At 43.8% G+C, this 15,147-nt stretch carries 10 protein-coding genes; 2 read left to right on the top strand and 8 right to left on the bottom strand.

What is annotated here, in order from left to right; genetic code table 11:
- Positions 1 to 29: 29 nt before the first annotated feature.
- The gene (locus JUB15_RS22060; protein ID WP_207514818.1) at positions 30 to 1,976 is read right to left on the bottom strand and encodes a peptidylprolyl isomerase; all 1,947 of its coding nucleotides are present in this window, start codon (positions 1,974 to 1,976) and stop codon (positions 30 to 32) included.
- Between the two features lie 4 nt (positions 1,977 to 1,980).
- Positions 1,981 to 3,420, bottom strand: a complete 1,440-nt coding sequence (locus tag JUB15_RS22065; RefSeq protein WP_207514819.1) for a DUF5106 domain-containing protein — start codon at positions 3,418 to 3,420, stop codon at positions 1,981 to 1,983.
- 171 nt (positions 3,421 to 3,591) lie between these two features.
- Between JUB15_RS22065 and JUB15_RS22070 the strand changes: the two genes are divergently transcribed.
- Positions 3,592 to 4,848, top strand: coding sequence for a pyridoxal phosphate-dependent aminotransferase (locus JUB15_RS22070; RefSeq protein ID WP_207514820.1), 1,257 nt, complete (start codon positions 3,592 to 3,594; stop codon positions 4,846 to 4,848).
- A gap of 103 nt (positions 4,849 to 4,951) precedes the next feature.
- On the opposite strand, the gene JUB15_RS22075 is transcribed toward JUB15_RS22070, so the two are convergent.
- Complete coding sequence (locus JUB15_RS22075; protein WP_207514821.1) at positions 4,952 to 5,200, bottom strand: hypothetical protein; 249 nt, start codon at positions 5,198 to 5,200, stop codon at positions 4,952 to 4,954.
- Between the two features lie 253 nt (positions 5,201 to 5,453).
- Here JUB15_RS22075 and JUB15_RS22080 point away from each other — a divergent pair, with 253 nt between their 5' ends.
- Entirely contained in the window at positions 5,454 to 6,530 is a 1,077-nt protein-coding gene (locus tag JUB15_RS22080) for a glycosyltransferase (RefSeq protein ID WP_207514822.1), read from the top strand.
- Between the two features lie 112 nt (positions 6,531 to 6,642).
- Here the strand turns inward: JUB15_RS22080 and JUB15_RS22085 are convergent, their stop codons facing one another.
- From JUB15_RS22085 to JUB15_RS22105, 5 genes are all read right to left on the bottom strand, one after another.
- Positions 6,643 to 7,134 (bottom strand): SixA phosphatase family protein, encoded by a 492-nt coding sequence (locus JUB15_RS22085; RefSeq protein WP_207514823.1) that lies wholly within the window; start codon positions 7,132 to 7,134, stop codon positions 6,643 to 6,645.
- A 261-nt stretch (positions 7,135 to 7,395) separates the two neighbouring features.
- Positions 7,396 to 8,031, bottom strand: coding sequence for a response regulator (locus tag JUB15_RS22090; RefSeq protein WP_207514824.1), 636 nt, complete (start codon positions 8,029 to 8,031; stop codon positions 7,396 to 7,398).
- A 246-nt stretch (positions 8,032 to 8,277) separates the two neighbouring features.
- The gene (locus tag JUB15_RS22095; RefSeq protein WP_207514825.1) at positions 8,278 to 10,125 is read right to left on the bottom strand and encodes an amidophosphoribosyltransferase; all 1,848 of its coding nucleotides are present in this window, start codon (positions 10,123 to 10,125) and stop codon (positions 8,278 to 8,280) included.
- Positions 10,126 to 10,570: 445 nt separating this feature from the next.
- A complete protein-coding gene (locus JUB15_RS22100) occupies positions 10,571 to 11,212 on the bottom strand; it encodes a response regulator (protein ID WP_207514826.1) in 642 nt (213 codons plus the stop codon).
- 15 nt (positions 11,213 to 11,227) lie between these two features.
- Positions 11,228 to 15,109, bottom strand: coding sequence for a PAS domain S-box protein (locus tag JUB15_RS22105; protein ID WP_207514827.1), 3,882 nt, complete (start codon positions 15,107 to 15,109; stop codon positions 11,228 to 11,230).
- Positions 15,110 to 15,147 lie beyond the last annotated feature (38 nt).

The following is a 15,147-nucleotide window of genomic DNA, read 5'->3' on the forward strand; positions in this document are numbered from 1 at the left end:
GACCAAATAAATTGTATGAGGTTTAATCGTTATTTAACAAGTCCTTTTAAAGCCGCCTCATTTATTTTAACCGGATATTTCTTTTTAAGTTCAGCGATCCATTTCTCTTCCAGGTCAAGCTGGTAATCATTGATCACAAAACCACGGGCATCGGCAAAGCCACGCATTTCACGGTTGGGATATACCTTAATTATATAAGCAAATGCCACTGTGTTATCTGTTTCATTCTTTACATTGGCAGTTACCAGGCCTTCTGTAAAATTGGTTCTTCCTGCAACAGGTATTTGTGCCAATTCATACCGGCCAGAATCACCCTGCAATTGCCCGCCGCTGTTGTCGATTAGTTTTTTCCAGTCCCTGTAATTCTCTTTTATTTTAGTTCTGAACTCTTCGGCGGCCTGCTCATTGGTAGCCGTGAAAATAACGGCATCGGCGCTGGCATCCCACCAGTATTTATCTTTGTGTGCGGTATAATACTTCATTAACCCTGCTGAATCTGTTGAAGCAGGATCCCAGATCTTCCGCTGCATGATCTCAAACAAGAGGTTGCCTTCTTTGAACTCATTTAACTGGTGGGCAAACTCTTTATTAAACGTTTCCAGGTGCTGGCGGTAATAATCAAAGGCGCTTACTTCAATGAATTCTTCAAACAGCTGGGCTTTGGTCTTACCAAATCTCATGCTTTCAAAACTGCGGATATTTTCCAGGTTCTCCTGAAAATCCTTTACTGTAACCATTCTTTTAGCAAATGAGAACAGGGGCGTTTTTGCATTGAGATCTGCAAATACGGGAATGCGCTTTTTTTCTAAAACACTATCGGCGAAAATAAAAAGATGTTGCTCGTTGAATTTATTCCTTTTAAAGCCGGTGAGCTGCAGCACTTTCTTCAACAACATTTTTTGCGCGATGTGAAATCTGTCGCTTTGCAATATGCGCTGTTTGTATTCATCCCGCAGCTGGGCATCGGCCGTATCCCCGGTGGCCGGCTTCCATTGCAACCGCTTAACGATATGGTAGCCATAACTCGTCAACAGCGGTTTACTGATGTCGCCATCTTTTTTTAAGGCAAACACCGCATTTTCGAACGGAAGTTCATACTCGCCCACGCCAAACTCCATCATTTCGCCGCCCGTACGCCAGGAAATATTATCATCGCTGAACTGTGTTACCAGTACTTTAAAATCGCTGCCATTGGTCAACACATTGTATATTGAATCGGCTCTTTTCCGGGTTGCTTCTTTCAGCGCATCCGTGTCGTCAGGCTTAAATGCCAGTAATATCTGGGCCACTTTCATTCTGCCCAATCCTTCGCGCTCACCCAGCTTTTTGAAAATATGAAATCCTGCTTTGCTGCGAACGGGAGCCGAATATTTTCCTGTTGGGGTGTTGTAAACAGCATTCTCCAATTCGTGTGGTAATACCAAGGACGTAATGTAGCCGATTTCGCCTTTATTTGTAGAAACGGAAGGGTCATCTGAATAGTTGATGGCTACCTTTCCAAAGTCCTGTCCTTTTTGTAACTGGCTCCAGGCCGCATTGATCTTTTCCTGGGCTTTCTTAATGTCTGCCTCTGTTGCTTCTTTAGGGGTAGCTACAAAAATATGTGCAATTTGAATGTCTTTCCTGCTACGGGTAATGGCCTGTGAGGTCAGTTCATTGATACTCGCTTCATCGCGCACATAACTATCCATGATCTGGTTGCGAAAACCCTGCAGCTCTACGCGCTGGTTATTGGTGGTATCGAGCTTACTATCGAGGGCCGCCTGCACCTTTAGCTTAAAGCGGATGTACAGTTCCAGGTAATCCCTGTACGATTTTTCGGTGGGCTTGCTGTCTGAATTGTTCTTATTGTATGCCTTCAGGAATTCACTGGTCGTAACCGTTTTTCCGCCGTAAGTGAACAACTGTTGGGCGTTCCCGGTGGCAGTCATGAAGATCAATAACGAAGCAACCGCCGCTTTACTGATAACAGTCATAATGCTAATTGGAGTTTTTATTTTTAAGTTTAAGATCTATCACTTCATTTAATTGCAGGTAGGTAAGCTTCTTGGCTATGATGTGTTTATCCTTATCCAACAAATACAAAACAGGGGTCTGGTACACATCATATAACTGGCGGTAGTTGGGTCTGCCGGCAGCTTCTTCTTCTTTTTGCTGAGCCGGTAATTGATGAACGTGTGTCCAACCGGTGAGCTTGTTATCGTTGATGAATTTTTTCCAAAGGTCTACGCCGCCATCTACCATTACACCGTACACGGCAACACCTTCGTTCTTCCATTTGGCTTTGTAAATGGAATCAACTTTGGGTACCACTTCTTTACAATGACTGCAGGTAGGGTCCCAGAAACAGATCACGGTAAAATTGCTCTTGATATCGTACAGGGAAGCCGGTTTGTTCAGTGTGTCTACCAGCTCGAGATTGGCAGCCGGTTGTCCAATGAGGTTAGCCATCAGGCTATACGCCCTTTTGTTGATGTGTTCTCTATATTTTTCTGTAAAGAACGCGGTTTGGCCGGTATTTATATACTTTTCAAACAGATGCACAAAGACCGCATCCTGGCCCATGTACTCGGGGTTAATGTATTTCTGAACAAAGTGCACCATCAGGAATTTAAACATCTCGGTATTGCTTCTTGCGTACAGCAGCATATGATCCACTTCCTTCTTTATTGAATCGGGATTAGGTACCACAAGCTCTTTATAATATTTTTCCAGCTTTGCTTCAAAGAAGGGGGTTCTTACCAGCCGGCCATCGCTGAACGATACGCCATCCCAATAGTGCTTTTTATAGTATCTGTAAGCATACATGGAATCATATTTTCCGCCCGGATGTTTCGCCGCAGGCGGTATTACCGGTTCTTTCATTGCCTGGAAGAGGGCTGTTAAAAAAGAATTGGGATTTTTAGCGATCATGCTGTCGCGATACAATTGCATTCTGTCACTAAGTTGTTTTAACCGGGCTCTCAACCTGGCAGAATCCTTGTCATTCTTTGCTGTTTTTAAACTGGCATTTATTGAATTGATCTCGCTTCCTGTTTGATTGGTAAACCGGGTGTACAGCTGGAACAGGGAGTTTTCCGCAGAGCCTGTAAATACTACATTATTGGGCAGGGTTGCCGAATCGGCAGCTATGGCAAACTGCTGTTGTTTGTCGATAAGTACTTCGAACAGGATCTCTTTTTTGGGTGAAACAATGAAGTAAATGCCGCCGTCGAGCGGTTTTTTACCCGTAAATACGCCTTTCCCATTCGCATCCAGTAAGGCTGAATCGGCCAGGGCTTTCATCTTGCCATAATAATAACCCAGATAGATATAGGCGTTTTTATAAGGTTTTAAGGTTATAGGAATATTGTAACCACCTTGCGCTACAGCTAACGTACAGCTTATCAATAGTATAGCCAGTGATAATAGTCTTTTCATAGTATTGCAATAACAGAAAAATTGATGAATTATTGAAAATAAAAACGGCTAAGTTGTTAATCACTTGCAAAATTAACGGGTTATAGATGTTAACATGGGTGAAAACTTACATGTTACGGTAGTAAGGGATTGATTATGATAGTCTATTTTTGCACTAACTAATACTTACAGATGAAACTCAGCCATCTTGCAGAAACTTTGATTGGATCGGAAATTGTAAAACTGGGCGGCGAAATACGCGATAAGATCCGGGGAGGAGAAAAGATCTATAATTTTACTGTGGGTGATTTTGATCCTGCTATCTTTCCTATTCCTAAAGCGTTGGAAGGAGAGATTATTACAGCCTACCGGAATCATTTCACCAATTATCCCGCCGCAGAGGGGAATCTTGACCTGCGGGAAGCCATTGCTCATTTCTTAAAAGAGCGTGAACAGCTGAATTATGCTGTTCCTGAAATACTGGTAGCTTCGGGGGGCCGGCCACTCATCTATTCTTTATACCGGGCAATATGTGATAAGGAAGACAAGGTCATCTATGCCGTTCCTTCCTGGAACAATAACCATTATACACATTTTGTAGGCGCCGAGCATGTAGTGATAGAAGCCAGGGCGGAAAATAACTTTATGCCCATTGCCAAAGACATCCGCCCGCATTTAAAAGGGGCAAGTTTGCTGGCCCTGTGCTCACCGCAAAACCCTACCGGCACTACTTTTACCAAACACGACCTGGAGGCGATCTGCGACATGGTGCTGGAAGAGAATAGCCGGCGGGGCGAAGGAGAAAAAAAGCTGTATGTAATGTACGACCAAATGTACTGGCAGCTTACTTTCGGCGATATAGTGCATTACAACCCCGTATCGCTGCGGCCCGAAATGCATGCTTATACCATTTTCATCGATGCTATCAGCAAAGTGTTTGCCGCCACCGGCGTACGCGTAGGGTGGGCATTTGGTCCGCAGGTGATCCTCGATAAAATGAAGGCTATCCTGAGCCATGTGGGCGCCTGGGCGCCTATGGCTGAACAGAAGGCCGTTGCCCGTTTCCTGTACAATAAAGAAGCTATCGACAGCTACCTCAAACAATTCAAAGGCGATGTGGAAGTGCGTTTGCGGGATATTTATGCCGGCTTTCAACAACTGAAGACCGAGGGCTTCCAGGTAGACGCCATTGCGCCACAGGCAGCGATTTACCTCACTATCAAGATCGACCTCACTGGCAAAAAAACAGCCGACGGCAAACAGCTCACCCAACAAAGTGATGTTACCGCTTATCTGCTGAATGAAGCCAAACTGGCCGTGGTGCCGTTTTATGCCTTTGGCGCCGACAGGTCTTCGCCCTGGTACCGCTTGAGTGTTGGCACCTGCAAAAAAGAAGAGATCGGTGAAATGATCGATCAGCTGAGGAACGCCCTGAAGAAATTAAGCTAATGCAAGGTGTGCCACACTTTGAAAGTGCGGCACACCTGCTATAAAAGAAAAGAGAGATAAAGGGCATCCTCTATCTCTCTTTTTTATGGAGAAAAAACTGGCTCTAATTCTTATTGCAGATAAACACAAAGGGCTTCAATGAATCCTTTTCAATGATCTTCTGCAATTGTGATCGCCTGGTGAGTATCCGGTACTTTTGAATATCAAATACTTCATGTGCTATGCAAAAACTTTCGAGTGTCTCAAAATTCACCAACAGCGTATTCAACTGCTGAAGCTCGTATTGCATAGCTTCTTTATTTGTATAGGCATCCTTTACAAGGACAAGCAGATCACGATTTGAGTTTTTCATTGTCTGGTTCGGCTTTAATAACCTACAAATCCCCTGTTTAAACCACAGCCGCATTTTTTGGATGAACCGCCAATGCGATTACCTGAACTGCAACTGGCAATAACCAGGCTAATAATTAACAAAAGGATCACAGAATAACTTACTTTCTTCATATACTCGGTTCTTACTAAATTAAACTATTTTACGAACAAATTAGTATTTCAAATTGCGGGAAAGCAACAATTTTAACACCACTCGAAAAAATCCCATCGTATTGCTATCGCCGTTGGATTGGGGCCTAGGGCATACCACCCGCTGCATTCCCATCATCCACGAACTGCTACACCAGGGTTGCGATGTTATTATAGCCTGTAATTCAACGCAAAAAGCTTTATTGATCAGGGAGTTTCCGCAGCTTACTTACGAGCCTTTAACAGGGTATAATTTGAAATACGGCAAGAACAGGTGGGGTACTATTGTCCGGATCATTCTCCAGACACCAAAAATATTGACCAAAATCAATACCGAAAACACCTGGATAAATATTTTCCTGAAATCGCAAGCCGTTGATCTCATCATTTCAGATAACCGGTTCGGTTTTTATGCGCCCGGCATTCCTTCAGTTTTCATTACGCATCAATTAAATATAAGAACCGGGCTTGGTAAATTTACCGACCACCTGGCACAATGGTTCAATTACCGCCGCATAAAAAATTTCTCCACCTGCTGGATACCCGACTACAAAGGAGAAAAAACACTTGCCGGCCGTTTATCAAACCCCGGCAACTTACCGGCTGTTCCTGTGCAATACATAGGCGGCCTAAGCCGGTTCAATACCTGTAAAGACCGTACTGCAACGATCGATCTACTGATCATTCTTTCGGGACCAGAGCCCCAGCGTAGCCTGTTTGAAGACCAGCTACTAAAAGCGTTGAAACATCAGCCAGGGAAAACGGTATTGGTGCGGGGATTACCGGAGGGTGGGAATTCATTGGTTTCAACAGCTGATGTTACCATTTACGACCATGCGCCGGCCAGCCTGCTGAATACATTGATCTGCGATTCTGCACTGGTGATCAGCCGTTCGGGTTATACAACTGTCATGGACCTGCTAAAGCTTGGCAAAAAAAGTATTATGGTGCCTACGCCCGGCCAGGCTGAACAGGAATATGTAGCAGCGCATCTTCACCAGCAACAGCTGGCTTTCTCGGTTTCACAAACCGATTTCTCTTTGCCCGACGTGCTGGCAGCAGCCAAGGCCTTTGCTTACCAGTTACATTCATTTGATATGGAAGTATATAAAAAAACCATTGGAAGTTTGATCGGGCAGATCAGGAACGCAGGGCGTTAGACCAAAGCAGCAATAAATAGGCATTCTCATCCATCATCATCATCCGTTCATCCCCTAATCCCAATTATTCCAGTCCATCATCCCATCCACATAAATCCCATTTATCCCGGTCCTACTTCGCCTTTGGATAATCAAAGAACCAGTATTGTTTTTCAGCATCCTTAAAGGCTGCCCAGTCATCAATATCAGCTTTGACGGCAAAAATGGCACAGGTAGGCATGTCGTGTATCCGTACGCCGGTCAGTTCGTTGGCAAATTCAGTAATCCCGGGATTATGCGCAAACAGGGCAATGGTGTTTGCTTTTGCAGGCGCCTGCGCAATGGCATTGTAAAAGGCATCGGGACCCGCTAGGTATAATTCAGGAACCAGTATGATCTCGTCTTTATGACCGCCGAACTCTTTAATAAAGAGGGCGGCTGTCTTTCGGGCTCTTTTCGCTGAGCTGGAAATGAAAGCATCTATTTTAATATTCCGTTCCAATAACCGGTTGGCCATTTTAGGCGCATCTTCTTTACCGCGGTCATTTAACGGACGATCAAAATCACTTACATCTGTGTGCTCCCAGCTACTTTTCGCATGTCTTACGATTATGACTGATTTCATCTGAGCTTTATTATTTGTTTTCGGCCAGATGCCCGACCGGACTGGAGGTTATAAAAAAATAATAGGGGGATTAATCCCCCTAAAAATAATGAGTTCGATCAAAGGAATCAGAAATTTAACAGGCCTGTGTTAAATTGGTTCCCCATAGGAAGCTAAACGGTCGGCAAGCTCATTTGTCACAAATACTTTGCCAAACGCATATATCCATCGTGGAAAATACGTTTAAATTCTGTATATTATGAATAGGGTAATCGCGTGAATTTACAGTCCGCTGGAATTTATATAGTTGATCAGGGATGCTGTGTTCTTTACTTTTAATTTCTTTAAAATGTTGTGGCGGTGCACTTCCACTGTTTTTATTGATATAGCCAGTTTATCGGCGATCTCTTTCGATGACAAACCGTTCCTGATGAGATTGATCACTTCAATTTCGCGCTCGGAAAGTTGATTCAGTCCGTCTCCACCTTCATCTTCACTCATCATCTGTTCAGATAAAATGTTCTTCACCTCCTGGCATATATAAACATTGCCGGCAGTCACCTGATGAATAGCATCCAACATTTCCTTGCGGGGTGAATTTTTGGTTACATATCCACGGGCGCCCAGGCGAAGCATTTTTTTAGCATACGCAGGCTGCGAGTGCATTGACACGGCAATTACTTTTGAACCGGGTGATAGTTTACGGATCATTTTCAGTATGTCGAAGCCATTGAGGGGCGACATATTAATATCGAGCAATACAATGTTAGGGCGTTTATCCCTTGCAAGCTCAATGGCTCGTTGACCATCCCCTAATTCTGCAATAACCTCCAGATCTTCATTCCTTCCTAATAAATACGACCAGGTTTCGCGGATCAAAGTGTGATCATCAACAATCATGATGGTAATTTTACTCATACGAATTTTTTTTTCATTAGTGTGAGAATGCGCTTAGTTTCTGCACAACGCACGCCAAACAGCCAAAGCCGTTTTTTGCGCTTTTGTGCAACTACTAATGGATGAGTCTTATACCTTTGTTTTCCTAGGGGTATAGAAGAGGTTACATATAATCCCGTACCTGATATTAAGCATTTTTTCTGATATAATCAAACTTAAGATTAAAAATGCATTAATAATTAGGTAATTGTCAAGCCAATAGCTTTATTAATATCCTCTTACGTTTTTACCCTCAATATAATTAATAAATGCTTTGTTTACCACACGGTTGCCACCGGGGGTTGGGTAATTACCGGTAAAATACCAGTCGCCTGTATTGGTTGGGCATGCCTGATGAAGGGATTCTATTGTCTGAAAAATTACCTGTACTGGCAAATTAAGCCCTTTAGGGGTAATCAATTCAGCAATTTTATCTGAGATCTGTTCGGTTGTGAATGGTTTATAAACGTGCTGAACCACGTTTTCCGTATGTAGCTGGTCTAATCGTTGCAATTCTTTACATCTGTCGTACAACTCTTTCAAACAATCTTCTTTGCCATGCTCTTTCATTAATTCTATAGCTGCCTTGAATGCTATGAAATCGCCCAGTTTGCTCATGTCAATACCGTAACAATCCGGGTAGCGGATCTGTGGCGCCGATGAAACAATGATGATCTTTTTCGGCTCCAGCCTGGCCAGCATACGCACAATACTTTCTTTTAATGTAGTACCCCGAACGATAGAATCGTCTATCACCACTAATGTATCAACCCCCTTCTCCACCGTACCGTAGGTAACATCATAAACGTGTTGCACCATTTCATTACGGCTTACATCTTCCGTAATGAACGTACGCATCTTAACGTCTTTAATCGCTATCTTCTCAATACGTATTTTACGATTGATCATTTCAGACAACTTCTCTTCCGTGATATCGTTGCCCCAGGATAAAATACGTTGAATTTTAACCTGCTTCAAATAATCATCCAGTCCTTTCCATAAACCGTAAAAAGCGACTTCAGCTGTATTCGGAATAAAGGAAAATATGGTGTGTTTCAGGTCATAATCAATGGCCTTCAGGATCTGCGGGCTCAGGTTATAACCCAGGGCGTTGCGCTCGCGGTAGATCTTTTCATCACTGCCGCGGGAGAAATAGATACGTTCAAAGCTACAGGCCCTGCGTTCTTTGGCCTCTGTTACTTTATCAATGGTGATGTCGCCATTCGCTTTAACGATCAATCCCATGCCGGGCATCAGTTCCTTCACTTCATTTTCACCAACATTGAAAACGGTACGGATGGCCGACCGCTCAGATGCCGCTACAATTGCATCTTCACTAATATAATAATAGGCAGGGCGAATGCCATGGGCATCCCGGAACACGAATGAATCCCCATTGCCTAACAAACCACCAACTGTAAATCCACCATCAAAAAGCGGTACTGCTTTGCGCAATACATTCAACACATCCATATCACTGGGTGATTGTTCATCACCTTTTACCAGGAAATGATGGATCACTTCCATCATGGCAGCGAGATCGCTTTGTTTTTGAAATTCGCCGGGCTCAATATTGATCAGGTTGAACAGCTCATCCGTGTTAACCAGATTAAAATTGCCCGCGAGCGCCAGGTTCCGTGCAGGGATCGTGTGGCGTTTTATAAAGGGATGACAGAACTCGACATTATTTTTGCCTTGTGTTCCATAGCGTAAATGGCCCAATAACAGCTCGCCGAGGTATGAAATATGCCCTTTCATTAAACCGGGATGTTTCATTACATCGGGCTGGTATTTCTCCAGCTCTTTCACTTCCTGACTTACTTTTGAGAAAATGTCTGCTATAGGTTGGTTAGCACTGCTGCGAACACGTTGCAGAAACGGGTAACCGGGCTCAACATTCAGCTTCACAGCTGCCAAACCAGCACCATCCTGGCCACGGTTGTGTTGTTTTTCCATGAGCAGGTACAGCTTGTTAAGGCCCCACATTACTGTACCGTATTGTTGCAAATAGTAGGAGAACGGCTTTCTTAAACGGATGAATGCTAACCCACATTCATGCTTGATTGCATCACTCATGTATTACTCCCGATTATAAAAAGAAAGCGCAAAGTTACAAGGAATATGTGAGAAGAAGAAACAACGGAAAGTTAAAGGAGAAAAATGAAAAAAACCCCCAGTCTTCATAGGTATGGGGGTTGTTCCTCATCAGGACATTGGATCAATATCTGCGCCTGTTTGTTTTTTAATTTAAACGGGCATTGGACGGTTCGGTTTTCTGTAGGATCTGGATTCGGACGTTGGATTTTAATTGTTTAACTATAGATATTGGTAGCGCTAAATTGACGATTTTTCTGAAAGAAATCTTAATTTATTCAATGTCTTTTAAACACTTAATGAATTTTCTCAGCCATAAATAAAGGTTTACCCCTAGGTGCAGGTTGTATTTCCCCCAAATTGATTATTAATGTCCCTTGTATGCCTAACAATAAATATTAGTCATTAATTACATATAATTACCTGTTTACATACTGGTAGCTACATTGTTGATGAAATTCACCAGTGAGGCTGAATTCTTCAGCTTCAGCTTCTTCAGAATATTATGACGATGTACCTCTACTGTTTTTAACGAAATGTTCAGGGTCATCGCAATCTCTTTCGATGACTGCCCTTCCTTAATTAAATTGATGATCTGGATTTCCCGCTCAGTGAGCGCATTTACATTTGGGACATCTTTATTTTCTTCCAGCACCAGTTCCGAAATATTATTCTTTATTTCATCGCAGATGTATTTGTTGCCGCCATGCACCTCCATAATAGCCGTAATCATTTCTTCCTTGGATGAATTCTTGGTAACATAGCCACGGGCGCCGATCTGCAGCATCTTTTTGGCATAGGCCGGCTGCGAATGCATCGAAATGCCGATGATGCGGGAAGCAGGTGAAACCTTCCTGATCTTTTCGGTGGCTTCAAAACCCGAAATAGGCAGCATGTTAATATCCATGAGCACGATCTGGGGCTTTTTGTTTTTTGCCATTTCCACCGCCTGTTCAGAGTCGCCGCATTCGGCAACTACCGTGAAACGTGGATCGTTGTTCAGGATAAAACTCCAGGTTTCCCGTATCAATTTGTGATCATCTGCGATCAGTACACTGATTTTTTCCATAATCAATAAGGGGGTTTAGATATTTGAAATAGGGACATTTATTTTCAGTTTACACCCTTCACCCAATGCAGTAACTACATGTACGCTGCCATTGAATAACTGCGCACGGCTGGCAATATTCGACAGCCCTACACCTTTTTTCGACCGCACTTTATCCAGCTCGAAACCCTGGCCATCATCGCTGATGGTAAGGTCTACAGCACAGCCTTCGCTGTCTGCGATCAATTCAATTACCAGGTTTTTGGCCGAAGCATGCTTCAACACATTATTCACCTGTTCCTGGATGATGCGGAAAAGCATCAGTTTTCTTTTTTCATCCAGTACGCTGTCAATTGTTCCTGAATAATAAAACTCAACGTGTAATCGCTTCGTCGCTTTGATATTTTCAACCAGGTCCTGCACCGAATCGATCAATCCCAGGTCGCCGATACTCGGCGGCACCAGCGAGCGCGATATGGTTCTGATCTCATTGATGGCATCTGAAATATTTTTGGTGCTTCTGTTAATAAGATCGAGCCGGCTGTCATCGTCTGTCTGAGCCAGTTCCAGATACAATTTAGCCGTTGACAGGATCTGGTTCACATTGTCGTGCAACTCTTTCCCGATTTCAGCCCTCTCTTTTTCCTGGGCATTCACAACTGCCTGGGCTATGATTTTATGTTTATCAACTTCCTGTTTCAGTAATTTCTTTTCCAGTTCCTTTTTACCGGTAATATCCTGCATGCTTCCCACCATTCGCGCTATTTTACCGGAATGATCAAAGATCAAAAAGCCCCGGTCGAACACCAATGCGTATTCGCCATTGGGTTTTATAAACCGGTATTCATCTTCCCATATTTTCGAGGTGCTGTCTTTTATGAACTTGTTTATTCCGTTCACCACCCGGTCACGGTCTTCCGGGTGAATGCAGTGCTCCCAGAGACCGGCATTCTCTACATAACCGGGTTTAATGCCAAACAGCGTATAAATGCCTTCTCCCCAATACAGGGAGTTGGTATTAACATCCCAGTCCCAAATGGCATCGTTGGTTGCCTTGGTTACCAACAAATACCGTTCATTGCTTAACCTGATCTTCAGTTCAGCATTCTTGTTTTCAATAATGATCCGCAGCAGGCTGTTCACCCGGTCAAATAATTGTAATTCCGCATCAGTGGGTGTAGCCGGATACGTATGATACACCGAAATGGTGGCAAGCACTTCATTGCCGGCGCTCACAATAGGAAAAGACCAGCAGGACCGAAGTCCGAATTTACGGGTGAGTGTTCTGTAACCTTCCCAGAGCGGATCGGTCTCAATGTCTACCGAAATCACAGTCTCTTTTCTATAAATGGCCGTACCACAGGCAGCCACAGCGGGCCCTGTTTTAACGCCATTGACTGCAGCAGCAAATTCATCGGGAAGGCCGGGCGCCGACAAATGCCGCATGGTTTGTTTATCCTCATTCAGCATGACCACCGAACAAACCATGCCGGGATACGTTTTTTCCAAACCATTGAGGAAATAATCGATGGTCGTTTTTAACGAAGCAGTGGGCTGTGCATTGATAGCTAATACTTCTTTTTCCAGCTCCAGTAAGCGTTCCTGCTTCTTCCGGTCGGTAATGTCCCTGAAGTAGATGAATGCGCCCTGTGAAAAAGGGTATACACTGGTTTCCAGCCAGCGGGCAAAGGCTGGCAGAAAATGTTCAAAGGTCGAAGAAGTACCTTTATTAATAGCCTCTATATATTGCTGATAGGCCGTTGTTCCGATAAAATCGGGGAAGATCTTTTCAACACTCGTACCAATCACCTGTTTTGCATCCAACCCCGTTATATTCTCAACCGCGTGGTTCCATAAAAAGATCTTCAGGTTCTTATCTACCGCAATAAAACCATCGGTGATACTGGCTAATATATTTGTAATGCGTTCTGAATATTCTTTTAACTGCTGCTGGCTTTGTTTTAGTTCTATTTCGGCCGCTTTTTTTTGCGTGATGTCTACAAAGGAAGCGACAACGGCGTCAGGATGCACGCGCTGCTCGGTATAATAAACCGGTTCGGTGTTGATCGAGATCCAAACGAGGCTGCCATCTGATCGCTGATACCCCATGATCACATTCTGCAACGATTTACCGGTTCTCAGGGTGACCAATGACGGATATTGATCCGGCGGAAAAGGTGTGCCATCTTCGTAGATACAGGCGTTACCCACGCCTGTTGGTTTACCATTAAGGTAGCTCGCGGGCACTTTTAATATCATTTCTGCACTGCGATTGCAGGCAATGATCTGACCATTTTTGTCGTACATCAAAATGCCCTCGCCCAGGGCATGTACGACCGACCGGTATCTTTCTTCGTTAATGCGCAGGTTTTCCTGCGACAGGCGGGCTTCGGTAATATCCTTGTTGATGGCAATAATATCCGTTATATGGCCTTTCTTATTCCTTAACAAAGAGATGGATGACGATAAGATTATCTTTTTGCTGTCTGAAGGTCTGGTAAAAGAGATCTCACCACTCCATGTACCCGAGGCGTATAATTCTTCCAACAGCTTTTCAAAGCTGGTATTATGATAGTCGTATTTGAAAAAATCCTGTATGGTATGACCCATTATTTCCTCTGCGCTGATCCCGTATAGTTTTTCAGCGGCATGGTTCCAGCTCTTTATCAGGAAATCACGATCGGTAGAATATATTGCATCAGACACATTTTCCAATACACTGGCCTGGTATCGATTGGCCTTTTCAGCCATTCGCAGCTGGGTAATTTCGTTTTGAGTGGTCCAAACGCGTAACAGTTTGCCGTTTTCCACTATTCCTACCAGGTTGTTCAGGAAATATCTTTTGTTGCCCTGGTGATCGATGTGCATTGACAGGCGGCGGTATATTTTATATCCCTGTTGAATGAACTCCCGTACAACCTGTTCCGTTATCGGCTCATTTGGATCAAAGAACACAGATACTTTCTGCCCGATTATACCGGCAGTGGTTTCAAACCCGTAAAAATGGGCCATCTGTTCGTTACATTCAGCCAGATAGCCTTCAAACAATTGTTGTAATTGCTTTTCTTCCGGGTCGTTAATATCGATGGGTGTTTGTAATTCGCAGCGCCAGATGATCTCGGAACTTTGTTGTACAAATGCTTTATAGCGGTCGCTTACTTCCTGTAGTTCCTGGCGAACCTCTTTTAAATCGGTGGCAAACCCGTCATTAGCTGTTACCGCACGGCCTATTGCCAGTACCAGGTAATCTTCATCAATATATGATGTTGACCAGGACAGTTCTTCTACCCTGCCATCTTTACCACAGAATCTGGCTTCAAAAAATTCGTTGTTGTTTGTGCTTATGGGTAAAAGCCCTGAGCGCAGGAATGACGGCCGATCATCGGGATGCACCAATTGTATGAACTGTAGCCCAAACATTTCTTCTGTCCGGTAGCCAAGCAGTTGCGCAAAATGCGTGTTCGCCTGCTTCACCATTCCTTCGCCATCAATAATACATAACAGATCATTGGAATAGCGGAAAAAATTGTCAAGCAGACTGTTTTTCGATGCCGCAATGGGAGTGGGCTTATATACCGGAACGGCATTCCAGTTGATAATTTCACCTGCTTTGTGACTGTTAGATTGATATTTAGCGGTGAACCCGATGTGGTGAACACCTGATCTTCCTTTTATTGCTAATTGTATGATGAGGCCGGCATCGATACCGGTATTCAGCAGGGCCTGCAGTTTGGTCTTATCAGCAGCGTCAATGATTTTTTTAAAGGAGTTGCCTATCAGTTCCTCCTGATGCTTTCCAGTAAAAGAAAGCAGGTCAGCTGAAGCTGATATGATAATACCCGCCTTATCTGTTTGCAGGCTGAGGGCGGTATAATCAGTTGTTACTTCAGGGATGGATTTCTTCGACTGTTTTAACATACAGCAGTTTGCAGCAATTACATGGTATGCATTTACGT

Origin of the sequence: Longitalea luteola (genome assembly GCF_017356035.1) — a bacterium.
Taxonomy (GTDB): domain Bacteria; phylum Bacteroidota; class Bacteroidia; order Chitinophagales; family Chitinophagaceae; genus Niastella; species Niastella luteola.